The 26,960-nt window shown below is 64.5% G+C and carries 27 protein-coding genes and 1 pseudogene; 11 read left to right on the top strand and 17 right to left on the bottom strand.

All coding sequences use genetic code 11. The features are described 5' to 3' along the window. The 5 genes and pseudogenes from ACFXIV_RS05065 to ACFXIV_RS05045 all read right to left on the bottom strand — a co-directional run. A pseudogene (locus ACFXIV_RS05065) lies at window positions 1-571 on the bottom strand (transposase); the annotation flags it as partial. 208 nt (window positions 572-779) lie between these two features. Further along, the gene (locus ACFXIV_RS05060) at window positions 780-1,097 is read right to left on the bottom strand and encodes a hypothetical protein (RefSeq protein ID WP_379401982.1); all 318 of its coding nucleotides are present in this window, start codon (window positions 1,095-1,097) and stop codon (window positions 780-782) included. A 38-nt stretch (window positions 1,098-1,135) separates the two neighbouring features. Further along, window positions 1,136-2,584: an amidase gene (locus tag ACFXIV_RS05055; protein ID WP_379401981.1), complete on the bottom strand. Its 1,449-nt coding sequence runs from the start codon at window positions 2,582-2,584 to the stop codon at window positions 1,136-1,138. A gap of 55 nt (window positions 2,585-2,639) precedes the next feature. Then, window positions 2,640-3,122, bottom strand: a complete 483-nt coding sequence (locus ACFXIV_RS05050) for an aromatic-ring-hydroxylating dioxygenase subunit beta (RefSeq protein ID WP_379401980.1) — start codon at window positions 3,120-3,122, stop codon at window positions 2,640-2,642. Beyond that, complete coding sequence (locus tag ACFXIV_RS05045; protein ID WP_379421212.1) at window positions 3,112-4,311, bottom strand: aromatic ring-hydroxylating dioxygenase subunit alpha; 1,200 nt, start codon at window positions 4,309-4,311, stop codon at window positions 3,112-3,114. Before ACFXIV_RS05045 ends, ACFXIV_RS05050 begins: the two co-directional genes overlap by 11 nt. Window positions 4,312-4,544: 233 nt before the next feature. Here ACFXIV_RS05045 and ACFXIV_RS05040 point away from each other — a divergent pair, with 233 nt between their 5' ends. After that, window positions 4,545-5,345, top strand: coding sequence for an SDR family NAD(P)-dependent oxidoreductase (locus ACFXIV_RS05040; protein ID WP_379401978.1), 801 nt, complete (start codon window positions 4,545-4,547; stop codon window positions 5,343-5,345). Window positions 5,346-5,431: 86 nt separating this feature from the next. Here the strand turns inward: ACFXIV_RS05040 and ACFXIV_RS05035 are convergent, their stop codons facing one another. From ACFXIV_RS05035 to ACFXIV_RS04985, 11 genes are all read right to left on the bottom strand, one after another. Beyond that, window positions 5,432-6,022: an NADPH-dependent FMN reductase gene (locus tag ACFXIV_RS05035; RefSeq protein WP_379401977.1), complete on the bottom strand. Its 591-nt coding sequence runs from the start codon at window positions 6,020-6,022 to the stop codon at window positions 5,432-5,434. Between the two features lie 17 nt (window positions 6,023-6,039). Beyond that, window positions 6,040-6,930 carry a VOC family protein gene (locus tag ACFXIV_RS05030; protein ID WP_379401976.1) on the bottom strand — a complete coding sequence of 297 codons (891 nt, stop codon included), beginning with the start codon at window positions 6,928-6,930 and terminating at the stop codon, window positions 6,040-6,042. A gap of 58 nt (window positions 6,931-6,988) precedes the next feature. Beyond that, window positions 6,989-8,161, bottom strand: coding sequence for an acyl-CoA dehydrogenase family protein (locus ACFXIV_RS05025; RefSeq protein WP_379401975.1), 1,173 nt, complete (start codon window positions 8,159-8,161; stop codon window positions 6,989-6,991). Window positions 8,162-8,194: 33 nt separating this feature from the next. After that, window positions 8,195-8,770 carry an aromatic-ring-hydroxylating dioxygenase subunit beta gene (locus ACFXIV_RS05020; RefSeq protein WP_379401974.1) on the bottom strand — a complete coding sequence of 192 codons (576 nt, stop codon included), beginning with the start codon at window positions 8,768-8,770 and terminating at the stop codon, window positions 8,195-8,197. Further along, on the bottom strand, window positions 8,767-10,092 hold the full coding sequence (locus tag ACFXIV_RS05015; RefSeq protein WP_379401973.1) for an SRPBCC family protein: 1,326 nt from the start codon (window positions 10,090-10,092) through the stop codon (window positions 8,767-8,769). Before ACFXIV_RS05015 ends, ACFXIV_RS05020 begins: the two co-directional genes overlap by 4 nt. A gap of 108 nt (window positions 10,093-10,200) precedes the next feature. Then, the gene (locus ACFXIV_RS05010; protein ID WP_379401972.1) at window positions 10,201-10,533 is read right to left on the bottom strand and encodes a non-heme iron oxygenase ferredoxin subunit; all 333 of its coding nucleotides are present in this window, start codon (window positions 10,531-10,533) and stop codon (window positions 10,201-10,203) included. A gap of 13 nt (window positions 10,534-10,546) precedes the next feature. Continuing rightward, window positions 10,547-11,794: an NAD(P)/FAD-dependent oxidoreductase gene (locus ACFXIV_RS05005; RefSeq protein WP_379401971.1), complete on the bottom strand. Its 1,248-nt coding sequence runs from the start codon at window positions 11,792-11,794 to the stop codon at window positions 10,547-10,549. A 53-nt stretch (window positions 11,795-11,847) separates the two neighbouring features. Further along, window positions 11,848-12,714: a VOC family protein gene (locus tag ACFXIV_RS05000; protein WP_379401970.1), complete on the bottom strand. Its 867-nt coding sequence runs from the start codon at window positions 12,712-12,714 to the stop codon at window positions 11,848-11,850. A gap of 143 nt (window positions 12,715-12,857) precedes the next feature. Further along, a complete protein-coding gene (locus ACFXIV_RS04995; RefSeq protein WP_379421214.1) occupies window positions 12,858-13,661 on the bottom strand; it encodes an alpha/beta fold hydrolase in 804 nt (267 codons plus the stop codon). 44 nt (window positions 13,662-13,705) lie between these two features. Next, window positions 13,706-14,359, bottom strand: coding sequence for a peptidase C15 (locus ACFXIV_RS04990; RefSeq protein ID WP_379401967.1), 654 nt, complete (start codon window positions 14,357-14,359; stop codon window positions 13,706-13,708). Then, complete coding sequence (locus ACFXIV_RS04985; protein ID WP_379401966.1) at window positions 14,356-15,117, bottom strand: alpha/beta fold hydrolase; 762 nt, start codon at window positions 15,115-15,117, stop codon at window positions 14,356-14,358. The genes ACFXIV_RS04990 and ACFXIV_RS04985 overlap by 4 nt, the downstream gene beginning before the upstream one ends. Window positions 15,118-15,335: 218 nt before the next feature. Here ACFXIV_RS04985 and ACFXIV_RS04980 point away from each other — a divergent pair, with 218 nt between their 5' ends. The 5 genes from ACFXIV_RS04980 (at window position 15,336) to ACFXIV_RS04960 (ending at window position 19,948) form a co-directional block, all read left to right on the top strand. Then, the gene (locus tag ACFXIV_RS04980) at window positions 15,336-16,151 is read left to right on the top strand and encodes a 2-keto-4-pentenoate hydratase (RefSeq protein ID WP_379401965.1); all 816 of its coding nucleotides are present in this window, start codon (window positions 15,336-15,338) and stop codon (window positions 16,149-16,151) included. Window positions 16,152-16,334: 183 nt separating this feature from the next. Continuing rightward, complete coding sequence (locus tag ACFXIV_RS04975) at window positions 16,335-17,195, top strand: IclR family transcriptional regulator (RefSeq protein WP_379401964.1); 861 nt, start codon at window positions 16,335-16,337, stop codon at window positions 17,193-17,195. 56 nt (window positions 17,196-17,251) lie between these two features. Further along, window positions 17,252-17,944 carry a DUF2848 domain-containing protein gene (locus ACFXIV_RS04970; RefSeq protein ID WP_379401963.1) on the top strand — a complete coding sequence of 231 codons (693 nt, stop codon included), beginning with the start codon at window positions 17,252-17,254 and terminating at the stop codon, window positions 17,942-17,944. A gap of 34 nt (window positions 17,945-17,978) precedes the next feature. Continuing rightward, the gene (locus ACFXIV_RS04965) at window positions 17,979-19,142 is read left to right on the top strand and encodes a HisA/HisF-related TIM barrel protein (RefSeq protein WP_379401962.1); all 1,164 of its coding nucleotides are present in this window, start codon (window positions 17,979-17,981) and stop codon (window positions 19,140-19,142) included. Next, window positions 19,106-19,948, top strand: coding sequence for a carbon-nitrogen hydrolase family protein (locus tag ACFXIV_RS04960; RefSeq protein WP_379401961.1), 843 nt, complete (start codon window positions 19,106-19,108; stop codon window positions 19,946-19,948). The genes ACFXIV_RS04965 and ACFXIV_RS04960 overlap by 37 nt, the downstream gene beginning before the upstream one ends. Window positions 19,949-19,998: 50 nt before the next feature. Here ACFXIV_RS04960 and ACFXIV_RS04955 read toward each other — a convergent pair whose 3' ends face one another. Next, complete coding sequence (locus ACFXIV_RS04955; protein WP_379401960.1) at window positions 19,999-23,289, bottom strand: protein kinase; 3,291 nt, start codon at window positions 23,287-23,289, stop codon at window positions 19,999-20,001. Between the two features lie 258 nt (window positions 23,290-23,547). Between ACFXIV_RS04955 and ACFXIV_RS04950 the strand changes: the two genes are divergently transcribed. From ACFXIV_RS04950 to ACFXIV_RS04930, 5 genes are read left to right on the top strand one after another with little or no spacing between them, the layout of a single operon-like run. After that, the gene (locus ACFXIV_RS04950; protein ID WP_379401959.1) at window positions 23,548-24,957 is read left to right on the top strand and encodes a Rieske 2Fe-2S domain-containing protein; all 1,410 of its coding nucleotides are present in this window, start codon (window positions 23,548-23,550) and stop codon (window positions 24,955-24,957) included. Then, on the top strand, window positions 24,954-25,487 hold the full coding sequence (locus tag ACFXIV_RS04945; protein ID WP_379401958.1) for an aromatic-ring-hydroxylating dioxygenase subunit beta: 534 nt from the start codon (window positions 24,954-24,956) through the stop codon (window positions 25,485-25,487). The genes ACFXIV_RS04950 and ACFXIV_RS04945 overlap by 4 nt, the downstream gene beginning before the upstream one ends. Next, on the top strand, window positions 25,484-25,690 hold the full coding sequence (locus tag ACFXIV_RS04940; protein ID WP_379401957.1) for a dihydrodiol dehydrogenase: 207 nt from the start codon (window positions 25,484-25,486) through the stop codon (window positions 25,688-25,690). Before ACFXIV_RS04945 ends, ACFXIV_RS04940 begins: the two co-directional genes overlap by 4 nt. A 55-nt stretch (window positions 25,691-25,745) precedes the next feature. Further along, window positions 25,746-26,567: a 3-(cis-5,6-dihydroxycyclohexa-1,3-dien-1-yl)propanoate dehydrogenase gene (gene hcaB, locus ACFXIV_RS04935; RefSeq protein ID WP_379401956.1), complete on the top strand. Its 822-nt coding sequence runs from the start codon at window positions 25,746-25,748 to the stop codon at window positions 26,565-26,567. Window positions 26,568-26,615: 48 nt separating this feature from the next. Next, a complete protein-coding gene (locus tag ACFXIV_RS04930; protein WP_379421211.1) occupies window positions 26,616-26,837 on the top strand; it encodes a hypothetical protein in 222 nt (73 codons plus the stop codon). Window positions 26,838-26,960 lie beyond the last annotated feature (123 nt).

Genomic DNA, 26,960 nt, shown 5'->3' with positions numbered 1-26,960 from the left:
CGCGCCCGGCTGGGTCTTTTCAATCCCTCCTCCCGCCAGAGGCGTTGCGTCCGTTTATGGTTGGTCACCAGTCCTTCACCGCGACACAGCGCATGAGCCTTGCGCCAACCCCACCGCGGATGCTTGCGCGAGATCGCGCGCAATCGCGCCCGCAACGCCTGTTCGATCTCGGTGACCGCCGGCGGTCGCCGTTGCACCGACCGTGACTGCCCGGCCACCGCGCAGGCACGCCGTTGCGATACCCGGAATCGTTGCTGCAGAACCACAACGGCTCTGCGGCGCCGGTCCGGGTTCAGTAGTTTCCCCGGTTCAGTTCCTTGAGCATGTCGATGTCGAGGGCCTGCTCGGCGACCATCTTCTTCAACCGCGCGTTCTCGCGTTCGAGCTCTTTGAGCCGTTTGGCGTCGTCGGATTTCATGCCGCCGTACTGGGCCTGCCAGCGATGCCAGGAGGCCTCGGAAATCTCGAGGTGTTTACACACTTCCTCGATCGAGAATTTCTCACCGAGCAGCTTCTCGCCCTCGCGGAGCTTGCGGATGATCTGCTCGGGAGTGTGTCGTCGTCGCGCCATGTCGTGATCTCGTCCTCCTGCACCCATTCTGGTGCATCAGAACTCCCACAACCGCTGGACCTGCTCAGCGGGCTCCAGTCACAGGGCATGGCCCGTCCTAGCCAGATCCCTATCAAAATGGAGGATGCACACCTGGGTGACCGGGGCGATCGGAACGGCAAGCCGCGATCCGTTGTCGGTGACGACAGACGAGATCGATCAACTGGCCTCAATGATTGAACAGTGGCGGTTGAAGCCATAGTGGGCGCCGATCCACGGCATTTGCAGGAGCATAGTCAGCAGCAGACTGTTGTTGGCGCTGCGTCGAAGGATGAGCTCGAATCAGAGCGGCCAAGCGGCCGTCCTCGGGAAAGCCGCCCGCGGCGCGGCGCAGTCCGCGGCCGACTGCTGCGGCGATCCCTTTGCCATTTCCTGGCTGTTGCCGATGTTCGTCGCGAACAGGCGATGGCAGTGCCGATGCATCTTTCGCGATCTGTTCCGATGAAATATGAAGGACAGCAGTATGATTCATTGCCATTTGATTCAAGACCGCAGCACTCCACGGGACGAGGAAACTGCGACCACTCAGAATCCAGGGGGACGGCGGAACCCGCCGATAACCTCGGCAAGGCACCGCAGGAACTGCACTGCCGTGCGGTCGTGGAGGTAGGGCGCGATCACTTGAATACCGACCGGAAGACCCTGCCGGTTCGCACCGACCGGCGCGACCGCTGCGGGCAAATGGTTGAGCGCCGAGGGCGCCATCCATGCAAGCATCTCGCGATACGGCCGGTCGGTGCCGTCGACCTGCAGTGTTCGTACCGACCAGCCGGGATCCGGTCGATGGTCGTGTGGGAAGGCGGCTGTCGGGCTCACCGGACAAAGGAGCACGTCGAACTCGCGAAAGAACTCTGACCAGCGGCGTCGTGAGTGTTGCCGGCGTTCGTCGAGCCGGTGCCAGTCACGGAAGCGGACCGTCAGGTCGGATGCGAACCCGCCGGTGGCCCCTTCGGCTGTGGCCATCTCCACGAGTCCGGCATACGACTCATCTGGTTCGATCAACCCACTCTGCGCCATCAGTAACGATTGGTAGAGAGCCATCGTCTCCTCGAGTCCGACCGGGCCCTTGCGCTCGACGACGACCGCGCCCTCGGCCCGCACTGCCTCCAGGGCCGTCTCCATGATCGCGACCAGCTCGCTGTCGACGGCGCAGAACGGGTCGTCGAGCCATGCGGCGACCCGGAACTCCCGCAGTGTGCTCGATCTCGCCGGAGGCAGCTCCAGCCGCCACGCCGGGGCGCGGTCGGGGTCCGGCACTGCGAGGACGTCGAGACCAAGATCGAGGTCGTCGGCGTGCCTGCCGAGCGGTCCCAATACCGCCATGTCGAACTCCGCGAGCGTCCCGGGAGCATGTCCCGAGACGCTGCCGTGTCTCGGGACGATTCCGTATGACGGGCGCAGCCCGTACACACCGCAGAAGTGGGCGGGCACCCGAATCGAGCCTGCCGTGTCGCCACCGAGCTCCAGGCCGGTCAAACCCGCGGCGAGGGCGGCGGCGGACCCGCCGGAGGAACCGCCGGGTCCGCGGGTCAGGTCCCAGGGATTGCTCGTGGTTCCGTAGATCTCGTTGTAGGTCTGCCAGTCCCGGGCGTCTTCCGGAAGGTTGGACTTGCCGAAAACGATCGCGCCCGCGTTCTTGAGTTGCGCGACCGAGTCGGCGTCGCAGGTCGAGACATGGTGTCCCCATCTGGTCGAACCACCGGTGGTTCGCATGCCCGCAACTTCGAGACTGTCCTTGATCGTCACGGGCACACCATGCAGGCAGCCGAGCTGCTCGCCGCGGGAGACGGCGCGATCGGCCGCCGATGCCGCAGCTCTCGCACCCTCTTCATCCCAGGCGACGATGGCGTTCACCTGCGGATTGAATTGCTCCACCCGGGACAGGTAGTGGTCGAGTAGCTCGGTGCTCGACACCTCCTTTGCGGCGATGGCGGCAGCGAGCTCGCGTGCGGAGAGAAATGCTAGGTCGGTCATACTAATCTCCTGAGGAAGCCTGAACCGCGGCGGTCACGCGCCGAAGTGTCAACCGCTACAGCGGATATACGAGATAGCGAGCAGGCATACTGTCGAGGCGAACTGCGCGACTCGTCAGCCGAGCGTTGCCACCAGCGAGCTCGATCACGTCTTCGTAGTACCCGGTCGCCAAAAGTCCTGATAGCGAATCGTTCTCGGTGAAGCTCACGTGGAAGTTCGAACGGATCATCCAGTGGTCGGCATCCACCGGGCTCGCGTGGGTACGCTGGGTGACATGGCGAGTCCGGTACGGCTCGATGGTCCCCGCCCACACCTCGGTGATGAACTTGACGCGGTCCAGCACTCTGGCGCGATTGTCGTCATACATATAGGCCAGCGGCAAGCCGCGCTCGATGTTGTCGAGAGTTTGCACGGTGTACGAGCATTCCTGCGCGAACAGGTCCGGCCATTGCGCCCAGTCCTGTTGGTCGAGCACGTAGGAGCAGCGCCCGAGCAGCTCGTCGATCGCGAGCAGTCCGGCGGTAGTCTCAGTAATCAAAGCCCATCACCTTCCGGTAGTTCGCCCAGCCGACGGTATTGCCGATCTCGTCGTTCTGAGTGGCGTCTTCGGGGCGGCCGTCGACGCCCTTGACGAAGCGGGCCAATGTCCCGTCGTCCGCGGTCATTTGCTGGCGGTTGAACACCGCGGCATCCTCGATCGTGATGAAACCGCTGGGCCCCAACAGATTCGATGCCTGCCGTACTCGATGCGCGCGATACTCCTCGGTGTCGCCGGCGTGCCCGAAGAACGCATAGCTGACCTCGGTGCGATCGACACCACGTGGGCGTGCGAATCGCACGTTGATGGTGTCGACATGCTTGGTCAGCACCGTGACCGGGCGCAATGCCACAACTCTGGCCCTGTCGTCCGCGCCGCGAAACTGTACGACGCTCGGATCCGCCAGGTAGCCGTTGTCGACGTACGGTGTGCTCTGATAGCCGACCGAGAAGTGGCCGACCGGTTGTGTGATCCGAACTTCACCCTTGCCACCTTGCCAACCCAGAATCCGAAACCCGGTGTGCAGCAACGGCGCATGATAGAAGTCGTTGTCGAAGTAGGTCTTCCAGTTCGTTTTGTAGACGACCTTCTGGTAGCCGAGCAGGGTGAGGTTCCCATCGTCGAGCAGGCAATCACGCACCGAATCTGCGCACTCGCCGAGAAAGGTTTCGAGCAACGGGGTCTCGCGATGTCTGGTCACGAAGATCAACCCGGCCAGCTCCGCGACCCGCAGTTCCGGCAGCGCGTAGTCCTTGCGATCGAAGTCGGAACGGAAATCCCGCTCCCCCGGCGCTCCGCAGAAGTCACCCGAACTGTTGAAAAGCCAACGGTGATACGGACATTGGAACTCTGTGGCTACTCCGGCTGAGCGCTGTTCCAGCAACGTCCCGCGATGGGTGCAGGTGTTGACGAAGGCTCGAATCTTGTCATCGGAACCCCGGCTGACCAGGATCGGGACTTCGCCGAGCCATGCCGTTTTGAAGCTGTTGACTTCGCCCAATTCCGCTCGGTGCGCGACCGGATGCCAGTACGGACCGTAGAAGATCCGCTGCAACTCTTCCCGGTACACCAGCGGATCGGAGAATATCTCCTTGGGCAGGTCGAGCGGATTGGCGAAGCGCGCGGCGATCGACGCCCGAACCCGCTCATAGTCCGCCGCGACTTCTGGTTCATATTTGGTGACTAACACCACGCCTCCGCATCGATATTTTTGCGGGCATCGGACCGCCCGAGTCGACCCTCGCCGATCTGCCCATTTGATTCCAGCGCGTAGAACAAAGCTACTGCCGGTTGCACGAATCTTATGATTCGATTCACACCAGGTCAAGCGTCACCACACTCAAATCCGTTGTGCCACATGCCGGAACAGCTGAATTGACCTCAGCCCGTTCTTCGTGCGTTTACCCGAAGGGTCGAATAAAAGTGTCCAATTCGAATTCTCATTTGTCGCTGGCCGGCCGGACCGCTATCGTCACCGCTGCGGGCGCAGGTATCGGGCGGGCTATCGCGGTCGAGTGGACCGCGCGTGGCGGCTCGGTGGTCGTCGCGGATCTGCACGGCGACGCGGCCCGCGCGACGGCCCGATCGATCACCGACGCCGGCGGGCAATCCGCGTGGGTGGCCGCCGATGTCACGGACGCCGATGCGATGCCACGTGTCGTCGCGACGGCCCTCGACAGCTTCGGCCGGATCGACGCACTGTTCAATGTCGCGGGCGCGAGCCTGCCGAAGCGCATCGACGAGATGGCCGACAGCGATTGGTATCGGATGATCGATATCAACCTGACCTCGGTCTATCGCTGCTCGAAGTTCGTTATCCCCGAACTGCGGCGGGTGGGCGGCGGCAGTATCGTCAACATATCCTCGACCGCGGGACTGCTCGCCGAAAACCGCTGCTCCGCTTACAGTGCCGCCAAGGGCGGAGTCCTGCTGCTGACCAAGAACATGGCAATGGACTATGCCGCCGACGCCATCCGCGTGAACGCGATCTGCCCCGGAAGCACGATGACTCCCCGCATTCAGGACTACCTCGATCGAGTACCCGGACATGACTCCCTGCTCGATGGCCTGTGCCCGATGAAGCGCTATGCCGAACCGGAAGAGATTGCCCGGCCGGCAGTCTTCCTTGCCTCCGACGAGGCCAGTTACATCACCGGCGCAGTCCTGGCCGTCGATGGCGGGCTCACCGCGGGGAAGCATTTCGCAATCTTCGAGGATGCCTGACCAACGCGCATCCTTGCCGATGCATATCGCCCCGATATTCGATGAATCCGAATATCGGGGCGATTCCTTGCGCGCCGAGCCACTACCTATTCCGGTATGGCAACCGCGACACCGTTATTGACCGTGCGCGCCATCCCACTCAGTGCGCACACTTCGCGACCGACGGTCTGCAATTGAAATTCGACTCGCTCGTCCGGCTGTTGCCCGTAGGCGATCCGCGTGGTCGCCGAGTTGATCGCCGCCCCCAGCGGAGTGGGCCAGCCCCGCAACGCGTGCACGATGCTGCGCAGCGTTTGCAGCGTGGTGACCGCGGCCTGCCAGCCGTAGGCCGTGGTCACGCACCCGACCGCGCGGCCCGAGAGATACGGGTTGCCGTCCTCGCGAAGGTCCTCGACATAGTCGAGGGCGTTCTTCACCAATCCCGATATCGACCCGTGGTAGCCGGGCGACGCGATGATTACGCCGTCGGCGACTCGCAGTGCATCGATGAGCTTTTGGGCCTCAGCGACTTTCGGCCCGTCCGGGTCGTACATCGGCAGGGCCGCGAGCACGCTGCCGCCGAACAGTTCCGTGCGCGCACCGTTCGCGGCGGCGGCGTCCAGCGCAATGCGCAGAGCCGACTCCGTCGACGACTCGGCGCGCAGTGTGCCGCCGAGCCCGACGATGAATGGCCGCATCCTTCGTTCCACGGCAGTCACACCATCTTCATCAGGCCGTGGTGTCCCCAGGCGAAACCTGAACCCAGGGAATAGCTTTCAGCCGTCCACGTTGCCGGGTCGACCAGCCGCGGGCCCCAGCCGTACTCGAAATGCCATCCGGAAGGGTTGCGGAAGTAGAACGAGAAGACATGGTCGTTCTGGTGGCGACCGGTCGAAGTGCTGGTGATACCGCGCTCGAGGCACAGGTCGTAGCTGTGGCCGACGTCATCGATGCTGACCGTCTCGAACATGACGTGCTGGATGCGGCGCGGCGCACCCGGAATATTCATGAACGCAAGCGAATGATGGCGCGAGTTGCAGTGCAGGAATACCGCGAACGGTCCCACCTTCGGAATGTGGGCGAAGTCGCTGACACCGAAACCCAGTACCCGCGAATAGAAGTCGGCCGCGCCGAGGATGTCGGCGGCGTAGAGCACGACATGCCCCATGCCCATCTCGCCGGTATTGAACCCCGCCATGTCCCGCCCCGGACGGAACCGCGGCATGAACACCTTCTCGTGTCCGAGCACGAGCTCCATCCGCACTTCCGAATACGGGCAGATGAAGTGGACGAACTCCATGACTCGCCGATCGGCCGCCTCCTCCGGCGTTCCCGCCGTTACGACGACGCCTGCGGCCTCGAGCTGGGCCGCTGCGGCTTCGAGCGCCACCTTCGAGGGCACATCCCAGCCCACATACGCCACATCATCGTCGTGGCCTGCGCGCACTCCGATCCGGTGGTGCCGGTCGTCGGCGCGGACGTAGAGCAGACTGTTGTCGCTGTCGCGCGACACCTCCAGTCCGAGAACGTCGGTCGCATACTGTGTCCACCCCGGGACGTCGCTGGACGTCCCTACGACATAACTGAGTTGGCTGACAGCGGCCATGGATCTGCTTCTTTCCGGAGATCTAGTGGAACAACGTGGAGTGTGTGAGGACTGCGACTCAGAACACCGCTAGCTTGGGGTCGCGCTCGAGACCGAGCACCATGCGTCCGTAATGCTGATAGTTGGCGCGGGCGAACGAGACGTGGCTGGCCATCATGTGGATGTCGCGCCACTTCTGCTGCATCGGGCTGGTGTCCTTGAAACCGGACGTGCCGCTGAGCGCGAACAGTCGATCGACGGACTCGACGAGCAGCTCGGCCACCCGGTTGTAGTCGCGCAGGATCTCGGCACGATCGGCCAGCTCGAGCCGCCCGGAAGTGCCGGCTGCGTCCAGGATTCGCCGAATCGACAGCTGCGCCAGCCCGAGGTCGGCCGCGGTGCGCGCGACCGCCTCCTGGACGATCTCCGAGCCGGCGGTCTGCGGGCGGCTGCGCGCCCACTCGACGAAGTGGTCGTATGCGTCCAGAGATGTACCCATCATCGGGCCGAGGAAGGTGAGCCCGGCGTGGAGCGCCAGCGGCTGACGGTAGAGCGGGCCCTGATTGATTTCGGTGCCCGGACCGTCGCCCGATACCAAGGCCGCCGCGGGTAGTACGAACCCGTCCGGTACGAATATATCGTCGACCACGATGGTCTTACTGCCGGTGCCGCGCATGCCGGCCGCATACCAGTCGTCATCGATGGTGTAATCGCCCGGCCGCACCAGGAAGTGGTGATTCGCCGGCCGGCCGCCGTCCTTGATCAGCCCGCTGACAATTACCCAGGACGCGTGGTCGACACCGCTGGCAAAGGCGTGCTTGCCCGTCAGCCGATAGCCGCCGTCGACCTTCTGCACGGTCGCCGCGGGGGCCAGCGATGCGGCGATGCAGGCGTCCGGTCCGTCCGCCCACACCGCCTCCTGCGCGGTGAGCGGGAAGAACCCGACCATGTGCGCATCGTGTGGCAGCAGCGCCGCACACCATGCGGTGGATGCACAGGCGCGGCCGAGTTCCAGCGATACCTCGTACATGGTGTCGAGCGTGAGCTCATCACCTCCGAATCGGCGCGGGGCGAGGATCCGTCCGCCGAGCCCGGCCGCCAGTATCTGGTCGATCAGCTCCCGCGGCACCGAGCGCAGCGCCTCCGTCACCTGGGACAGCTCCCGGATCTGCGGCCCGAGCGCCCGCGCACGCTCGACCAGCGTCTGATGCAAGGCCACGTCCGCAGAATCGTCGATATTGGTAACTACCATGGCAATTCGTCTCCTTCAGATTCCGGCGGCGAGCTAGAACAGCACGCTGAGGTTCTTCGATTGCACGACGTTCTGGTCGAGCAGGATCGTGCGTTTCGCGATCTTGAATTCGCCGTCGGTCACACGCAGTACATCGCGTCGTTCACCCACCCAGACATCGGTCTCCGACTCGAGTCGATTCCGGTACAGCAGGAAGTTCGACACAACGTCGAACTCCGCGGATTCCACTGCGGCGCAGCCATGCTCGCCACGCGGAGTGACGACGACGTTGGACACCAGATGTCGGCAGCGCGAGGGCGGGTCCTCGGCCCAGTGGGTTCCGGAGTGCATTTGGTTCACGCGCATCCGCAGCGACTCGTAATTGTCATAGAAGTGCGCCATTTCGATGCCCTGGGGCACCTCGTCCTGATCGCGTTGGCGGCGAAGACGGTTCTTGCGCACCGGCATCCAGTAGAGGATGTCCTCGGTGAACAGCTCGAGCCAGGTGCCCCACTGCCAGCGATCGAGCAACCGCGCCTCACGGTAGAGGAACTGCTCGACTTGATGCTGGAGTAGCAACTGTCCCAGGGCATTCGTGCCTTCGGGCGCCACGATTCCTTCAACGGTCATTCCGCACCTCCTGCTACTACGGGCGCTGCCGCAGCCATCTCACCGTTCCGGTCTGCCGGCGGAATCACTGGCCACGCCTCGCTTGTCATGAATTCCAACCAGCGCCGGTAGAATCCGCGCTGACCCGCCTCGCCGAAGAACGTGTCGTAGTATTCGCCCGGAAATTCCGAGTGTTCCTGCTCGTTTCCGAGGCCCATCTCGTAGTTCCAGGCCATCTTCCGCGCCTGATAGCCGTGTTCGAGGACGCCACCGATCATGCCCCAGTTCTCCCCATCGTCGGTCTCGACGACACCGGCGGCCCCCTCGGTAAAGGACGCCGAAATCTGTTGCGCGCGTTTCACTTCCTCGGGCGCGTTCTTCTCCACGACGGTGAACGACCAGATCTCGAACTTGCCGGGACCCTTGGGGTGCCACACCCGCAGATTGGCAGAACCCGGCAGGCCTGCGAAGTTCGGGAACGCGTTGAAGTTGGCGACCATATCGGCGCGATCGCCGACCCGCTCGCGCGCGATGCGGCGCTTGTTCTCGTTGTACTGGCCGAGCGGGTCGTCCGCGAACCTGGTGTGGCGCTCGAACAGGAAGCTCTCGCCGTGGCCCTCCCGCAGAGAGACATGTGCGCCGTCCTTGGCCTCGAAGCCGGGGCCGAAGGCCAGGAGCGACGAAAGATGGCTCGTGGTGGCGTGATACGTGTCGCCGGCGAACTGTTCGGCGGCCAGCTTCCAATTGGCGTTGATGGTCCACTTGATCGCGCCGGGCAACACCTCGATGCCGCCTTCGGCATGATCGACCCAGCCGTCGATGTAGTACTTCAGATCACCCAGGTACTCGTGCAGCGGCGGCGCGGCCTGGTCGAAGTTTCCGAAGATCAGACCTTGGTAGCTGTCGACCTGCGCGACCTGGATCAGGCCGTTGTCCTCCAGCGACAGCTTGTTGAAGTAGGCGTCCTCCATGTTCGGGACGCCGATCAGCTTGCCCGCGCTGTCGTAGGTCCAGCCGTGATAGGTGCACATGAACGAGCGGGTGTTGCCCTCCTCGGCGCGGCACACCCGCATGCCGCGGTGGCGGCAGACATTGAGGAATGCTTTGACTCCGCCATCAGGCTGACGCACCACGAGCACCGGATCTCCGCCCATGTAGGTCGCGAAGAAGTCGTGGGGATTCGGGATCATACTGTCGTGCGCCAGGAACAGCCAGGAGCGCCCGAAAATGCGCTCCTGCTCCAGCTTGTAGATTTCTTCACTAATGAAGATCTCGGGCCCGATATTGCCCTTCTTCCAGTTCACCAGTGAATGCAGATAATCGGCGTCAACAGCCACGACCATCTCCTTTCAATATGATTGTCCGGCATTGCTATTCAATGACTGCACTACAGCCAAGCAGTGCGCGAGTGTCCAGTCGATACGTTCGTTCTGAGCTGCGGAACAGCGGTTTCAGCTCTCGATCACGACATAGACGGCATCGTCGACGACCTGGACCTCGTACTTGGCGAGCGGCGCGGATGCAGGTGGCGCGGTGACCGCACCGGTCTTGATGCAGAATTTTGCGAAATGCCAGCCGCATTCGATCTGACCGTTCTCGATGTATCCTTCATCGGCCAGCGACGACTTGTCGTGCGAGCACCAGTCCGCCGTCGCGTAGAAGGCGCCGTCGATGTTGTATACCGCGATGGGCGGCTGCGTATTCACCCGAGTGACGTTGCCGGGGGTCAGTTCCCCGACGGCACACACCCGGACAAGATTCTCCGACTTCTCGGTTGTTGTCATTGTCTTCTCCTCTTCACCACTGGGCGCTCGTGGCCGTCGCGGCGCCGTCATCGACGCTGCGTATATCCACCGAAGGGTCGGCAAGCAGCGCGGGCACCGGGCGCACCTGTTTTTCGATCAAGGGCATCGCCATTCGGACATCGCGGCGGCGGTTGACCCCGACCACTCCGACCAGCACTCCGCGGCGCAGGTGGAACACGGTGAAGTCCAGCGATTCCGGATCACCGCGCCACACCTGCTCATCGGCGGTCCGGGGATCGCCTGCGACCTGAATGTTGGTGTCGCCCTGATCGGACCAGAACCACGGGACTTCCCGATAAGGTTCGCGGCGTCCCGCCATCGCACGGGCGGCGGCGATGCCCTGATTCTGGGCGTGCTGCCAGTGCTCGAGTCGAATATGTTGTCCAGTCAGCCAATTCGGATGCTGAGCCACATCGCCCGCCGCGTAGATACCAGGCACCGAGGTCTCGCAGAATTCGTCGACGACGATGCCGTTGTCGATCTCGATGCCGCAGTCCCGAGCCACATCGAGTGCCGGAACGACGCCGATGCCGACCACCACCAGGTCGGCCTCGGCGACGAATCCATCCGCGGTGCGCACCCTGCGCACCCGGTGATCGCCCTCGATCCGGGCCACCTCCGCGTCGGTTCGAATGTGCACGCCACGCTCGGAATGCCAGCGCGACAGTCGGTCTCCGATCCGCGTGCCGAGCACGCGCCGCAATAGTCCGGCGTCGCGCTCCAACACTGTGACTTCATTGCCCAGCACGACCGCGGCGGCCGCGAGCTCCATCCCGATCAACCCACCACCGACGATGACCACAGAACCGCCGGTCAGCAATCGTCCCCGGATGGCGATCGCGTCGTCCACCGTACGCAGGAAATGCACCCCGTCGAGGTCGAGTCCGGGGATATCCGGCCGGCGCGGCGCGGTACCTGTGCAGAGCAACAACTTGTCCACACGCAGCGACGTACCGTTATCGAGTTCGACTGCGCGACTGTGCGTATCGATGCGGGTTGCACGCACGCCGAGGCGCAGTTCGATATCGTTGTCGGAGTAGAATCCATCGCGATGGATCAGTGTCATGCCGGGTTGCTTCTGTCCCAGAATCACTTCTTTCGACAGCGGCGGGCGATCGTAGGGCAGGTGGTGCTCGGCGCCGATCAGGACGACGCGACCGTCGAACCCTTCGTCTCGAAGCGCCTCGACCGCACGTGCCCCCGCCAGGCTCGCGCCGATGACGGCGTAGGTTTCGGTCATTTCGTCCTCTCGGTCATGTTCGGTGCCTCTCGAGCTCTTTCGGGCAGTGCATCTCAATCGCGGCGATGGCCCCACAGGCTGGTCGAGTCGTAGTTCGACACCCGCCAGGTCGAATCGTCGACAAGGCGGCCGTCGTAGCCGTACTCGACCTCGGATCCGGATGGGTTCTTCATGAAGAAGGACAGCGCCAGATCGTTGGTATGCCTGCCGAGCGTTTCGGTGAGCTGTACGCCCCGGGTCGCTACCTCGTCCAGGGTCCGTCCGACGTCGTCGATGTCGGCCACCTCGAGCATGAAATGTCCCAGGGCCGGGGCCAATTCGTTGTTCTGCACGAATGCGAGGCTGTGGTGGCGCGGGTTGACGTGCAGGAAGTGGACCTTGCGTCCGTGGAACTCGATGGTGTCGCTGAGCCGGAATCCGAGCACGTCGAGATAGAACTCCTTGGCGGCGGCCAGGTCGGTGACGAAGAAGAAGACGTGTCCCAGACCGAGATCACCTGTGACGAAACGGATCCCACGCGGCGAAAGGAACGGTTGCTTCGGCACGCGGGCACCGTAGAAGAATTCGATCCGGTGGCCGTCGGAGTCCACGCACCACAGCAGCCCCTCCACCCGGCGGGTCGCTGCGCACTGCGCATCCTCTTCGACCGCCACACCTGCCGCGGCCAGCCTGCGACCGAGCGCGTCGAGCGCCTGCCGGTTGACGACTTCCCAGCCGATATATGCCGCCCCGCCGGCCTCACCCCGGTGAATCGCGAACCGCCAGCCGCGTTCGTCGGCGCGCAGCAGGACCGTGTCCTGGTCGGCCCCTACCGCGGCGGAGACATCCTGCAGGCCGAGAATCTCGGTGCCGTATGCGCGCCAGGCGTCCAGATCCGTCGCGTAGAGGCCCACGTAGCCGAGCCCGACAACTTCAGTCATGATCTCGTATTGCCTTCCTGATGAAATACGCTGGATGCCGCGATGTCGGCTCCGGCGTGGGTGTGGAGCATGCGCGATAGCTGTCGGGCCCGACAACGGCACCGATCCGTCAGCCGGAACACCAGTGCCCGATCGCAGGATCCTCAGGCGGTCAGAAATGCCCGGACCGCGGTCATGAATTCGCGCGGACGCTCGAAGGGCGGCCAATGCCCGCAGTTGTTCAGCACAACCAAGTCCGCGGTCGGCAGATGGCCGAGCAGCATCAGTGCACCCTCCAGCGGCACCATCCGGTCGAAGCGCCCGTGCACGACGAGCGTCGGCACCGTAATCGTCGACAGCGCTTGCAGATTGCTGCGTGGGACAATCGTCGAGCGTGACCAGGTCGCGGCATGCTCCGGCTCGCGCAGCCGCCACTTGTACATGTCCTCGACGAGGTCGTCGCCGATCAGTCCGGCGTCATACACGATCCCGCGAAGCAGACGGGAGATGGCACCGAGATCGGGTGGGCCCGACTGACATTCGTCGAACAGCCTTCCCACTTCGGTCGGCGCGGGTGCGAGCAGATACGGGTCACCGCCGGTGGACGCACTACAGCCTCCGACAATGAGTCGAGAGACGCGCTCTGGAGCGGTCAGCGCCATATCGAGTGCGACGGTGCCGCCGGTAGACACGCCGAGCAGGGTGACGGTGTCCAGATCGAGCTCGTCGAGTATCGCGAGGGTGTTCCGCACATACAGGTCGTGAACCGGCTCATGGAACTCGCGTGCGGCGCTGCGCCCGAAGTTGGGGTAGTCCACCAAGATACAGCGGTGATCGGCCGCCAGGTCCGCCAGCACCCGATGGTATGTCAGCCACGCCGTGGTACCGGGCAACGGACCGAATGCCTGCTGAACGATCACCGGCGGGCCCGAGCCCACATCGTGAAAGTGGACCGCGCTCCCGTCCACCTCCAGAGTGCGACTGCTGGACTGCTCCCAGCGCTGCGTCGTCGTCAACTGATCGCACCGCCTCCAATAGGAAGATCCGGCCCTTCGAATCGTGCAGCGATCGAAATAGCCAGTAGCACAGCCGCCTCCAGCTGGTCCAGCGATACCGACGGAATCGGTTGCGGCGCAACGGCTTCGACGGCACGGGCCGGTGTGACCGGAACGTGCAGCATGCCGACCCGCGCCGCCGACTCCCGCGCGAGATGCCGGGCAAGATAGAAAGTTTGATTGCACAGGTATGTACCAGCGGTATTCGAGACGTATCCCGGAATTCCCGCGCGTCGCCAGCCGTCGACGATCGCCTTGACGGGCAGCGTGCTCAGATAGGCTGCGGGCGCATCCGGCTCGACGGGCTCGTCGACCGGTGTGCGGCCCTCGATATCGGGAATCGGGAAGTCCCGCACATTGATTGCGACACGCTCGAGCGCAGGTGCTGTACGTCCCGGTGCCACCCCAGTGACGAGAATGACGTCGGCCTGGGCGAATTCGATGGCCGCACTCAGCGCCTCCCGCACCGCCTCGGTGTCCACCGGGAGTACCCGGCCGACGACATCGAAACCATCGAGCCGCCGCCCATCGAGCCGCTGTGCGATCAAGCCGCTGGGGTTGTCGGTCTCCTGCGCGTATGCGCCGAATCCCGTGACGAGTACCCGGCTCATGCCGACAGCGCAGACGCACAGCTCGTCTGGAACGCGGTGAACGCCGTGACGAACGAATCGGCGCGTTCCAGCATCACCGACGACTGGCTCATGCCCGGCGCGATGAAAAGCCGAGTGTCCGGCGCCTGCTTGTGCCAGATGAAGGCATCATCCACCGGGTGGATCGCGTCGTCGTGATCGCCGCGGCACACCAGTGTCGGCACCGTGAGGTCAGCGAGATGTGGCCGCAGCGTCAAGTACTCCTGGAACTCGGCGGTGGCGCGCGTTTCGGCGTAGAAGGCGATGGCAGCGCGCCAGTCGTCACCGTGCAGGGTCTGCCATTCGCGAGCCTGCTCGCTGTCGGGGTCGATCTCGGTGAAAACCGTATTGAGGGAGGTGTTTCCGCTGGTGCTCAACCCGATGATCGGCGCATCCACGGTCAATGTCCGGATCCGGGTCGCATCGTCGAGCACCAATCGGCCTGCGATCCGCGACCCCAGCGAAACCCCGGCGAGGTTGACCCGATCGAGTTCGAGCTGATCCAAGAGTCGCCACAGGTCCGACACCCACACCCGCGGATGCACCAGCGGCGCAACGCGTTCGCTGCGCCCCAGCCCACGCAGGTCCGGCACGATTACCCGGTGTGTCCGTGCCAGCCTGGGCACGAGGTCACCGAACCACCGCCCGGACGCGGCGGCGCCGTGCACCAGCAGCAACGGCTCCCCCTGCCCATGCTCCTCGTAGTAGATCTCGACACTGTCGACGGCCAAGGTGGCCATGGGCGATTCCCTTCTGTTCCAGCACTGTTTGTCGAGATGGCAGGGTCGACGACAACGACGCGCGCGGCAACGGCGATGTTCCGCAGAACGGCAAACACGGCTGTCCCCGCATCGTCGGCACCGATGTTCCGGGGGGCGGACCGCAACGATTCTCATGGTCCGCGGCGGCGATCAGGGTGAACGTTCACCGAGCCCAAGAACGACGCGAGGAGCGCGACATGAAAGTAGAACCCTGCGGACCGATCCGGGTCCTGGAGCCACAATCATCGGCCGACTCATTGGCGGCTGAACTGCTGCGCGCGGAGGCTGTGCGCACCGCACGCGGTCCGCTCACCACCGAGTACCCGGAGCTCGATATCGACCTGGCCTACCGCGTTCAAGACGAGGCGCTGAGTCAGCGAATCGAGCGTGGCGAGAACATCATCGGCGTCAAATTGGGCCTGACCTCGCCCGCCAAGCAACGCCAGATGGGTGTATCCGCGCCGTTGACCGCGTGGCTCACTGATGCGATGACACTGCCCCACGGCACCCCACTGCCACGGGAGCTGCTGATTCATCCCCGGATCGAGCCCGAGATCACGTTCGTCATGGGGCGGCGGTTGGAGGGGCCGGGCATCACGGCCGCCACCGCACTGGCAGCGGTGGATCGGGTGTACGCGAGCCTCGAGATCATCGACAGCCGCTACCTCGACTTCCGCTTCACACTGCCGGATGTGATCGCCGACAACGCGTCCTCCGCCTATTACGTGACCGGACCGGTCGGCGCAGACCCGACAACATTGAATCTGCCGCTGGAGGCTTGTCTGCTCGAGGTCGACGGACGGCTGGTGGCGACCGGGGTCGGCGCGGCGGTACAGGGGCATCCCGCGGAGGCGCTCGCCATGGCCGCCAACTCGCTCGCCCAGCGCGGTCATGCCATCGAGGCAGGCTGGATCGTGATGACCGGTGGCTTGACCGACGCGGTCGACGCGCCCGCCGGCGCAACGATCAGCGCACAGTTCACCCATCTCGGATCGGTCGGGGTGCGGTGCTGAGGAATGGGCAGCCCCTCGGGAGTTCTCCCGATGTGACGGACGCCACGGCTGCCATACCGTCGAGGAGCAGGTCGGATACGGCTTCCACCAGCCCGCCGACCCAAACGCGACCCATCCGTCGCACCTTCTTGACAGCACCAGGTCGCCGACTCAGCGGTCGGACCTGGCGACCGAGAGGCAACCGTGACCATCTCCCACACCGTCCCATACGCCCGGCTATCGAGCCCCTCGCGTAGTGGCGTCCATACTCCCGAGATCGCCGGTTGGGACCGCCCCGACCGCGACTCGTCCACCTCCGTCGCGAAGGCGCTCGCGCTCCTGAGCAGCTTCACACCGCATCACCTCACCATGGGCGTCACCGAGATCGCTCGGCGCGCGAACCTGCCGAAATCCACCGCACATCGCCTGCTGTCGGTCCTGGTCGAATGGGAGATGATCACCAAGCGTGGCACGGAGTACTCGCCGGGCGGCCGATTGACCGAGCTGGCCGCGCTCTCCGCGCAGCCAGATACTCAGGATCTGCGCCGCGTCGCGCTGCCGTACCTGCTCGACCTCTACGAAATGACCCACGAGACAGTCAATCTCTGTGTTCTGGTCGGCGACGATGTGCTCTACGTCGATAAGATCCACGGACACAACTGCGTCAATTCTCCGGCTCTGGTCGGCGCCCGGCTCCCGGCGGCCAACACCGCGGTCGGCAAGGCGCTGCTCGCATTCAGCGAAACCGCGGTGGTCGACCGGGTCGCGAGAAATCTCCGTCCGGCAACCTCGTCGAGCATCTCCTCGCCGGCTCAACTCGCCCGCGAGCTCGCCGCGATCCGGCGAACCGGCATCGCCTACGACCGGCAGGAGACCAGGCCTGGCCTGAGCTGTATCGCGGCGCCGGTCCGGAGCTGGTCCGGCACCGTGGTCGCCGCGGTCTCCATATCCGGTTCGGTACAACGCTTCCAACCGGCCACCGCGGCGACCGCGATCCGCACTGCCGCTGCGGGAATCGCCAAGCGCGCCCAGCAGGCGAGTTGGCAACGGCATCTGTCTCGTTGACACGAATCCTCGAAAACACCTGTGGCATAACGCCACCCTCACAGCAAGGACAACCGATGACCCGCCTCACCTTCGACCTCCCCGATGGCGAGCAGTACACGGTGACGGTCGGCACGCTGCTCAACGCCGGGTATGCAGGCCGCAGCCAGGCCGATGTCGCCGCGCACGTCGCTGAACTGGCCGAGCTGGGCGTGCCCGCACCCACCAGGATCCCGTGCATCTATCCGATCGCCCCCTACCTGGCGATGCAGGTCGACGAGGTGCCGGTGCAACACGAACGCACCTCCGGCGAGGCCGAGTGGGCGCTCGTGGTGGCCGGGGACGACCCGGGTGACCTGCTGCTGACCGCGGCATGCGACCACACCGATCGCCGCCTCGAACAACACGGCGTGGCTTGGAGCAAGCAGGCCGCACCGGATGTGCTGGCCCGCAAGGCATGGCGCCTCGACGACGTGGCCGGCTACATCGACGAGCTCACACTCACCGGCAGTGTGATCACCGACGCGGGTCCTCAGCTGATCCAGCAGGGCACGCTCGCGGAATTGCTGACACCGATGTACTGGGCCGAGGAACTACGTGCACGCCGGCTCTTGAAGCCCGGCACCGTACTCGTGTCCGGAACCATTCCGATGCGCGCCGACGTCGACCAATTCAGCACCGGATGGAGCGTCGAGCTCGGCGATCCCCGTACCGGGCAATCGATCTCGCTGTCCTACACGGTGCGCCAGACGCCGCCGCCGGTCGACTGATCCCCCCGACATCACCCTCTCCGCAGGAGCCGCTGTGCACGAAACCGCCGATCCCTGGGCGCCACTGCGCCTCAACTCCGGTGCGACACTGAGAAATCGGTTTGTACTCGCACCCATGACAACCGACGCGTCCGAGCCGGACGGGTTGGTCACCGAAGCCGAAATCGACTACCTCGCCCGCCGCGGCGCCGCCGAGTTCGGCGCGGCCATCACCTCGTGCGCGTACGTGCATGCCGACGGCCGGTCCTGGCGTGGGATCGGCGCAACCGACGCCATTCACCTCGGCAGCCTGGCCTCCGTCGCCGACGCCGTTCGCGGTGATGGCGGCCTGGGTATCCTGCAAATCTACGACGGGGGCCGGATCGCCCTCCCGGAGCTGGTGGGGCCCAGCGGCATTCGCGGCCCCTCACCCATTCCGTCGGCCCGTCCCAACGCCCGCACGCCCCGTGAGCTGACCGCTCCGGAAATCGATCAATTGCTCACGGCCTTCGCGCAGTCGGCCGCCCTCGGGGTGCAGGCAGGGTTCGACGGGATCGAAATCCACGGCGCGAATCATTATCTGATCCACCAGTTCTTCTCGCCGCGCGCCAACCGCCGGCTCGACGACTGGGGCGGCGGACTCGACGAGCGAATGCGCTTCCCACTCGCGGTGGCCGATGCCGTGCGCAGCGCGGTCGGCCCAACGGTCACCGTCGGATTCCGAATCACGCCGTTCGAATCCGAGCCCGGCGGCTACACCCTCGACGACTCCGCACGCCTCGCCGACCGGTTGGCCGCCGCCGGAGTCGACTACGTGCATATTTCGATGGACAACTTCCGGACGAACTCACCGCAGCCGGAGGATCGGGACTGGACGAGGACGCGGGCGCGAGTGGAATCACGCAATCCGATCGAGGCGATCGCCGCGGCGGTAGCCGGACGCAGCGCGATCGTTGCGAGCGGTGGCATCCGATCGCTGGACGATGCCCGCGACGCACTGCGTGCGGGTGCGGATCTGGTCGCGATCGGCCGCGCGGCACTCATCGATCCCGAATGGGTCGACAAGGTGAAAGCCGGTGCACACCATCAGATTCGAACCGAGCTGCCGGCGCACCCCACCGACATCGAAACCACATTGACGATCCCCCCGCGCATGGTGCGCTACCTGCTGAGCCGACCCGGATGGATCCCCCGGGCAGGACAGGGTGCGCAGTCGTGACCCACACCAGATTGCGCATCGGGCTGTGCCAAGTAGTCTCCACCGCTGATCCCGCCGAAAATCTTGCACTGATGCGACAGTGGGTACGGCGCGCGGCCGATGCCGGTGCCCGGGTGGTCGTGTTCCCGGAGGCCACCATGGCCCACTTCGGCGCCCCGCTGGCCGAGCTGGCCCAACCGCTCGACGGTCCGTGGCCCACTGCGGTCGCCGACTTGGCCGACGCCCACGATGTCCTCATCGTCGCGGGCATGTTCACCCCTGCGGGTGACCGGATTCACAACACAGTTCTACTGACCGGTCTCGGAAAGCACCTCGGCTACAACAAGATTCACCTCTACGACGCTTTCGGCTATCGCGAATCCGACACCGTCGCCGCTGGCACGGACTGCGTCACGGTCACCGTCGACGGCTTCGGGCTGGGTATCGCTACCTGCTACGACGTGCGCTTTCCCACGCTGTTCCAACGCCTCGCCGAGCAGGGGGCGAGTGCGGTTCTACTCCCCACCTCCTGGGGCGCGGGCGACGGAAAGGCCGAGCAATGGGACATCCTGGTAAGCGCGCGGGCACTGGACACCGGCTGTTGGGTACTCGGATGCGATCAGGCAGACCCTGGAACCACTGGCACGCAGGTCGATCCGAATGCACCGACAGGTATCGGCCGCTCGGTCGTGATCGATCCACTCGGCCGCATCGAGGGTCGACTGGGCGCGGCCCCCGGGCTGCTCATCGTCGATATCGACGACACCGTCGTCAGCGACGCCCGGGCCGCTACCGGCGTACTGGCCAATCGCGCGACGATATTGTGAACTCCACGCTGGATCCGGGTCGACCCAACACGGCTCATCGCAGGTCAGCATTACTGGGCCGCTAGCAGGGAGGCGACCTGGGTTCGATTGTTCACACCCAATTTCGTGAAGATGTGCTCCACATGCGTCTCCACCGTGCGCGGGGCAATGATCAAGGCCTGGGCGATTTGCTTGTTGGTCATTCCCTCGGCCAACATGCGCGCGACCTGCGCCTCACGTGGTGTGAGAGCGGCGATGGGGGCGTCGTCGGGCGAGGACTGCTCCTCGACCGGCGCTGCCTCGCCCAGCGCATACCCGGTCGCGCGCTCGGTGCCGAGCCGACTGCCCTCGCTGAACGCGTTCTCGAAGGCGTTGTCCCCCAACAGAGCTCTCACCTCTCGCCCGGTCTGATCACTCCAGGTCCGCAGTTCGAAGCCCCCTGGATAATCGCCGAGCGGTTCCCAAACCTGGCGAACCGCACCCATCAGGCGCGCCGATCGTCCGGGGTCGCCCTCGGCCGCTGCCACCCAGGACAGTATTTCCAGCGCGACCGCGATTCCGAGGGCGTCGTGGAACGGCCGTTTGCCCGCCAACGCTTCTCGTAGCAGTGCACCGGCCTCGGCGAACTCGCCACGCATCCACTGCGCCAAACCGAGGAAGGTCAGGATCCAGGACAGCAGCCAGCGCTCGCCGTGGGCCGTGCAGGCCTGGCGGCACTGTTCGAGAACCTCGAGTGCCCGGTCGGGTTCGTGTTTGCGGCAGTAGGCCCAGCCGAGCTGTTCCAGTGCCAGGATGTGCAGCAGACCGGGACCACCCGCCGCCTCCATCGCAGACCCCTCTTCGATAAGGGCCATCCCCTGCATCGTATTTCCGAGATTATGTTCGGCCACGCCGCGGAAATGTGTTGCATGCGCGAGGTTCACCGTGTCGCCCAGCTCCTTCGCCAGAGCCTGGCTGGTGCGCAGCAGTTCGAGCGCCACCACCGGTTTGCCCTCGGCGACCGCGAGATAGCCGTTGGACCACAGGGCCGCCGCACGCTCGGAACTCGCGGCGCTGTCGGACGCCAGGGCCCGATCGAGCCAATGCCGGCCCTCGCGCTGCTGGCCGCAGCCGAGCCAATACCAGAACAGCGCGGCAGCCATGCCGAGGGCAGCCCGCCCACCCGCCGGATCCGACAACAGGGAATCGAGGACGGCCCGCAGGTTCGCGTGTTCGCCACGCATTCGTTCGACCATCTGCTCTTGGCCGGGACCGAACCAATTCTCTTCGAACTCGCGCGACAGTCGCTGGTAATAGGTTCGATAGCGCCCGTTGATCTCGGCTTCGGCAGGACGCCCGTGCAGCCTCCGCAGACCGTAGTCACGCACCGTTTCGAGCATCCGATAGGTCGGCGTGCCGCCCGTCGAATGCTGGGCGAGGATGGACTTGTCCACCAGTGCCGAGATGCAATCGACGACCGCGTCTCGCGGCAAATCCTCACTACTGCAGATGCATTCGGCTGCCTGTAGATGCACGGCACCGGTGAAGACCGAAAGCCGTTCCCACAGAAGTCGTTCTCGATCCGAACACAGTTCGTAGCTCCAGTCGAGGGTCGCCCACAACGATTGATGACGCGGGGCCGCGGAGCGGTCACCGACGCTGAGCAATCTGTGGCGGTCGTCGAGCCGATCGAGCAGCTCACGTGGCGACAGCGCCCGCATGCGCCCGGCGGCGAGCTCGATCGCCAGTGGCAATCCATCGAGTCGCCGGCACAGCTCCTCGATCGTCTGGGCATTGTCGGCGGTGATCCGGAAGACCGGCGCCGCCGCCAACGCACGCTCGACGAATAGTGCCACGGCATCGGGTCGCGAATCCGCGACGGATGCCGGATACGCCAGCTGCGCGGCCGTCCGGTGCACCGCCAGCGGGTCCACCTCGAACACATGCTCACCCGCAACACGTAATGGCTCCCGGCTGGTGACGAGGATCCGCAGACCCGCGCACGCGGACAAGAGATTTCGGACCAGGACCGCACTCTCGTCCAGCAGATGCTCGCAATTGTCCAACACCAAGAGCAGCTCACGCCTACGCAGATAGTCGATCAAGGTCGCGACCACATCCGGCTGATGCGTCGGAGCGCCCACCGCCTGCGCGACCGTCAACCCCACCAGGGCGGGATCCGCCAAATCTGCCAACTCGACCAGGACCACACCATCGGCGAAGCCGCGCTGCACTTTTCGAGCCACGTGCACGGCGAGCCGGGTCTTGCCGACGCCACCGATACCGGTCAGCGTGACCAGCCGCGAATTGGCCAGCACCCGGCGGACTTCCGCCGACTCGGCTTTTCGTCCCACCAGGCTGGTCATGTCCACGGGAAGGCCGGAACCGCCCGGGGGCGTCGGTGCATCGGCCATCACATCACCTCGGTCGTTCGATGGGCTGTCGGAGCTGTGGACGATATCCAGCGAGGCGGCGGCCTGGCCGTCGGGCAGGGCCATATTGTCGACGGGCAAACGGTGGCGTCGTTGGATTTCGCAGAGGTCGCCGCCGAATGCGGCGGCGGTGGCAAAGCGATCCGCCGGATCCTCGGACATCGCTCGCTCGATCGCGGCGCACACATCATCCGGAATGTGTCGTTCACGCAAATCCGGAACAGGTTCTGAGGTGATGCGCAGAAATTGCGACATCACCTTCTCTCCGGTGCGGCGTTCGAAGGCGGCGTGACCGGTGATCAAACAGAACAATGTCGAACCGAGACTGTAGATGTCCGATGCCACGGTCGGCAAGTGGCCTTTCAATACTTCTGGTGCGGTGAAGGCCGGCGACCCCGTGATGATTCCGGATGTGGTGACGAACCCACCTGGGACATGGGCTATTCCGAAGTCGCTGAGTTCCGGTTCGCCGTACTCGTTCAGTAATACGTTTCCCGGCTTGACATCCCGATGCAGCACACCCGACTGGTGCGCCGTCTCGAGCGCGCCTGCCAGCCGCACGCCGATCCGCAGGCCGTCTTGCCACCGGAGCGGACCATCCTGTTCGATCCGACGCTGCAGCGATCCGCGCGGGTGGAACGGCATGACTATATACGGGCGGTCGGCCATTATCACGCCGGTGAACAGAATGCCGACAATATTCGGATGACCCGAGAGTTTGCCCATGGCACGCTGTTCTCTGAGGAACCGTTCGAGGTTCTCGCGGTCGAGGTCGGAGGTCAGCACCTTCACGGCAACCGTCCGCTCCAGCGCTGACTGCGCACAGCGGTACACGATTCCGAAACCGCCGCGCCCGATCTCGGTGACGTCCTCGAATCCGGCCTCTCTCAGACCGGCTGGAATGCTCGCGCCAATTTCACGTTGCGTTCGCAGCGGATCGTGGCTGACCATCGACAAGGCCTATCTCCCGAGAGCTACGCGCGGAACATGAGGCCGAAATCCTCGAATCGGCCGATCTCGGGCAGCCGACCGATCCATTGAGCAGCATAGCGCCAGCATACTGCGACACACGTGCCCGATCCGCTGATTCACCCGATCCCGGCGCCGCCACCGCCGATGTTCCGACATCCGGACCGGCTCCATTGGCGTCCGGTCTCCAGGGCCGTACTTTGCTCGGAAGTCCGAGGGTGCTTCACGAGGAGATATCACGTGTTCGATCAGAAGATCAAGCCCGAATCCGGGGGCGGAATCCAGACATCCAATTCTGCCGCAGAATTCTTCCGTACGGTGGATCGCGAGTTGGAACAAGGAATTATTTCACCTCGGATCTTCAACGATCCGGAGCTCTATTCTTATGAGCTCGACCGAATCTTCGCGCGCTGTTGGTGTTTCGTCGCCCATGAGTCCGAGATTCCGACGCCCGGCGACTACGTGCTGCGCTACATCGGCGAGGATCAGTTCATCGTCGTACGTGACGAAGACGGCGAGATCCGGGTTCTGTTCAACAAATGTACGCACCGCGGTAGTCCGGTGTGCCGGGTGGAAAGGGGCAATAGCTCGCACTTCCGCTGCCCGTATCACTCCTGGGTCTTCAAGAACAACGGCGAATGGAGCGGCGCGCCGTATCGAAAGAAGGCATACAAGAAGTTGGACGCCGCGGTGTGGGGCTTGGCGTCCGCGCCCCATGTGGACTCGGTACACGGCCTGGTATTCGCCACGCTCGATCCGGACGCGCCGACGCTCGACGAGTATCTCGGCGACATGCGCTGGTACCTGGACGTCTTGCTCGGTCTCAATGACCAGGGAATGCGGGCAATCGGCGAACCCCACCGCTGGCGTGTGCCCGCGAACTGGAAATCCGCCGCCGACAATGTCATGGCCGACGCGTATCACGTTCCCTCCCTGCACCGTTCGGCGGAGGAGGTCGGCATGTTCCCCAACATCGAATCGGGCGGCGCGGGGCCACAAGGGGTGTCGAGGCACGTGTACTTCGACGAAGGCCACGGGATGATCATCAACGACGGATTCCTCCCACCTCCGTGGCATCGTTCCGGCTTTCCGCCGGAAGTCGCCGAGACATTCCAGACCGACCGCCTCGCCCCGGACCAGCGCCTGTTCGTCGAGAACCACTCGGCGACAACCTTTCTCATCTTCCCCAACCTGGGATTGATTCGCGTCCCCGCGTCCCCACACCCGGACGCCCCGCCAACGGTGTTCACCTACCTGCGCCTGCTGCAACCCGCCGGACCGGACACGCTGGAGAACTGGAATTGGACGCTGGGCTGGAACAGCGCACCGGACGGATTCAACGAAGACGCCTACGTCGCCGGGCTCAGTATGCACGGCCCGGCCGGAATCCTCGAGCAGGATGACCCGGTCGCGTGGGCCGGTGCACCGGTCGCCGGCAAATCGGTTTTCGCGCGGAAGAGCGGCATGCGCCTCAACTTTCAGCTCGGTATCGACGGAATGAGCGACTACGAGGAGGACACGCAATGGCAGTTCCCCGGCCGAGCGACCACCTCCGCGCTCGGAGAAGCCCCGCAGCGGGCCTTCTACCGACGCTGGCTGCGTGAGGTCTCCAACGCGAACCACGGCGAAGGACAGGAGACCGACCAGTGACGGTTTCGACGACTTCACCGACGAACACCCCTCGAGACATCGCCGCCGAGTGCGCGAGCTTCCTCTATCGCGAGGCCGAGTACCTGGACCACCGCGAGTTCAACTGCTGGCTGGAATGCCTGTCCGAGGAGCTCGTGTATCTGATGCCCATTCGCATCACTCGCGGCCCGGAAGCGCGGCATCTGGAGCTCTCCCCCATCGGATTCCACATGAAAGAGACGTACGCATCGATGAAAATGCGTGTCTCTCGGCTCTACACCGAACACGCCTACGCCGAAGATCCGCCGTCACGAACCCAGCGGCTGGTGACGAACGTCCGAGTCGATGCACTCGACACCGCCGGAAAATATGATGTGCGAAGCAATTTCATGTGTTTTCGGGGGCAGGGTGACGGCACCGGATCCGATCTGATCGTCGGCGAACGGTTCGACATACTGCACGACACCGCCGACGGCTGGAAAGTCGCGGCGCGGACGGTTCATTTGGCACACACCACACTGGTCACCGCCAACCTCGGGATATTCCTGTGAGTCCGCTACGGCTCAGCAACGAGTTCGCCGAGGTCTTCATGCGGGTGGTCGCGACCGGCAATGGCGAGCGGCTCGAGATCACCTCACTGCGACGGGGCACCAGTATTCGTCTCGACCCGGTCGTGCTGGAGGCCCTGACATGGCAGCCCGCCGACGTATTCACCCGCATGCTCGAGGGCTCTATCGGCCCGGCGACGCTGTGACAACCGCCCGTTCGGCCTCGCGGAGGCGAGGCACCCCCAGTGGAAAGAGTTGGATATGAGTGAAGGTTGGTTGGCCGGAAAGGTCGTGCTGGTCACCGGCGGCGGCACCGGAATCGGCCGGGCAGTGGTGGAGTGTTTCGTCGACGAGGGCGCACAGGTCGGGGTGCTCGATCGCTCCGACGAGGCGATCGCTGAGCTGCGCGCCCTACCGGGCACCGCGGTATCGGCGACCCAGGGTGACGTGCGCAACCTTGCCGACCACCAGCGCGCGGTCGCCGACACCGTCGAACGGTTCGGCCGGATCGACGTGCTGGTGACGGTCGCGGGGATTTTCGACTACTTCGTGTCCCTGGAGAGCCTGCCCGACGATCGAATCGACGCTGCCTTCACCGAGATGTTCGACATCAACGTCAAGGGATCGCTCCTGGCCGTGAAGGCAGCCCTGCCCGAGCTGTCCAAGACGCAGGGCAATGTGGTGCTGACGATTTCGAACGCCGGCTTCCTCCCCGGTGGAGGCGGACCGTTGTACACCGGTTCCAAATTCGCCGTCCGCGGCCTGCTGTCCCAGCTGTCCTTCGAGCTGGCCCCGCACATCCGGGTCAACGCGGTCGCACCGGGCGGGACCGTCACGCAGCTACGTGGCGTGGAGGCGATGGATTCCGGCGACGTTCGACTGGTCGACATGCCCGACCTGCCCAACTTGATTCGCCAGACCAACCCGCTGCAGGTGGCCTCCGAACCCGCCGACCATGTCTGGGCCTACGTGTACCTCGCGTCGAAGGAACGCACGAAGTCGGTGACCGGGTGCGTCATCCACTCCGACGGCGGATTGCAGAGCCGAGGTCTGGTCCCGCTGGGCGACGAACTGACCACCTAGTGCCTCATCCGGAAAGGTTGACACGGTAATGCCTGGGGATGACCGGCCATGACTACCGAAGGATGGTTCCCGCCCAAAGGTGATGTCCACGTGCGAATCTGGCTGGCCGGCATGGCCTTCGACTACACGGCCACCGCGGCGGCAGTGCGCTACTTGATCCACGATTGGAGGAAAAAGCATTGGTTCACAATCGAATTCATACGCGACACGATCGACGACTATGGGCTGCTGCCGCGCCTGCCGTGCGAACAACTGTTCCTCGGACCGTGACCAGCAGCACCAAGATGGCAGTGGGTCAGGTTGATCAGGGAGCTGTGTTCGGGCTGTTCCGTCGCGCTCAGCTCCGCAGTGTAGCGCCGAGGGTTCCGCTTATAGAACCAACCTTTCCGGACA

The organism is Nocardia sp. NPDC059236 (assembly GCF_042754085.1).
Classification (GTDB): Bacteria; Actinomycetota; Actinomycetes; order Mycobacteriales; family Mycobacteriaceae; genus Nocardia.
Note: the sequence above shows the minus strand (reverse complement) of the source record. Positions and strands in the feature narration are given on the sequence as shown.

Excerpts from the sequence above, each read along its gene's own strand:
- ACFXIV_RS05010 (WP_379401972.1), bottom strand. The coding sequence starts at position 10,533 with ATGACAACAACCGAGAAGTCGGAGAATCTTGTCCGGGTGTGTGCCGTC.
- ACFXIV_RS04980 (WP_379401965.1), top strand. The coding sequence starts at position 15,336 with ATGAAAGTAGAACCCTGCGGACCGATCCGGGTCCTGGAGCCACAATCA.
- ACFXIV_RS05030 (WP_379401976.1), bottom strand. The coding sequence starts at position 6,930 with ATGGCCGCTGTCAGCCAACTCAGTTATGTCGTAGGGACGTCCAGCGAC.
- ACFXIV_RS04970 (WP_379401963.1), top strand. The coding sequence starts at position 17,252 with ATGACCCGCCTCACCTTCGACCTCCCCGATGGCGAGCAGTACACGGTG.
- ACFXIV_RS04990 (WP_379401967.1), bottom strand. The coding sequence starts at position 14,359 with ATGAGCCGGGTACTCGTCACGGGATTCGGCGCATACGCGCAGGAGACC.
- ACFXIV_RS04930 (WP_379421211.1), top strand. The coding sequence starts at position 26,616 with ATGACTACCGAAGGATGGTTCCCGCCCAAAGGTGATGTCCACGTGCGA.
- ACFXIV_RS05055 (WP_379401981.1), bottom strand. The coding sequence starts at position 2,584 with ATGACCGACCTAGCATTTCTCTCCGCACGCGAGCTCGCTGCCGCCATC.
- ACFXIV_RS05025 (WP_379401975.1), bottom strand. The coding sequence starts at position 8,161 with ATGGTAGTTACCAATATCGACGATTCTGCGGACGTGGCCTTGCATCAG.
- ACFXIV_RS04960 (WP_379401961.1), top strand. The coding sequence starts at position 19,106 with ATGGATCCCCCGGGCAGGACAGGGTGCGCAGTCGTGACCCACACCAGA.
- ACFXIV_RS05000 (WP_379401970.1), bottom strand. The coding sequence starts at position 12,714 with ATGACTGAAGTTGTCGGGCTCGGCTACGTGGGCCTCTACGCGACGGAT.
- ACFXIV_RS05015 (WP_379401973.1), bottom strand. The coding sequence starts at position 10,092 with ATGGTCGTGGCTGTTGACGCCGATTATCTGCATTCACTGGTGAACTGG.
- ACFXIV_RS05020 (WP_379401974.1), bottom strand. The coding sequence starts at position 8,770 with ATGACCGTTGAAGGAATCGTGGCGCCCGAAGGCACGAATGCCCTGGGA.
- ACFXIV_RS05035 (WP_379401977.1), bottom strand. The coding sequence starts at position 6,022 with ATGCGGCCATTCATCGTCGGGCTCGGCGGCACACTGCGCGCCGAGTCG.
- ACFXIV_RS05005 (WP_379401971.1), bottom strand. The coding sequence starts at position 11,794 with ATGACCGAAACCTACGCCGTCATCGGCGCGAGCCTGGCGGGGGCACGT.
- ACFXIV_RS04955 (WP_379401960.1), bottom strand. The coding sequence starts at position 23,289 with ATGGTCAGCCACGATCCGCTGCGAACGCAACGTGAAATTGGCGCGAGC.
- hcaB (WP_379401956.1), top strand. The coding sequence starts at position 25,746 with ATGAGTGAAGGTTGGTTGGCCGGAAAGGTCGTGCTGGTCACCGGCGGC.
- ACFXIV_RS04985 (WP_379401966.1), bottom strand. The coding sequence starts at position 15,117 with ATGGCCACCTTGGCCGTCGACAGTGTCGAGATCTACTACGAGGAGCAT.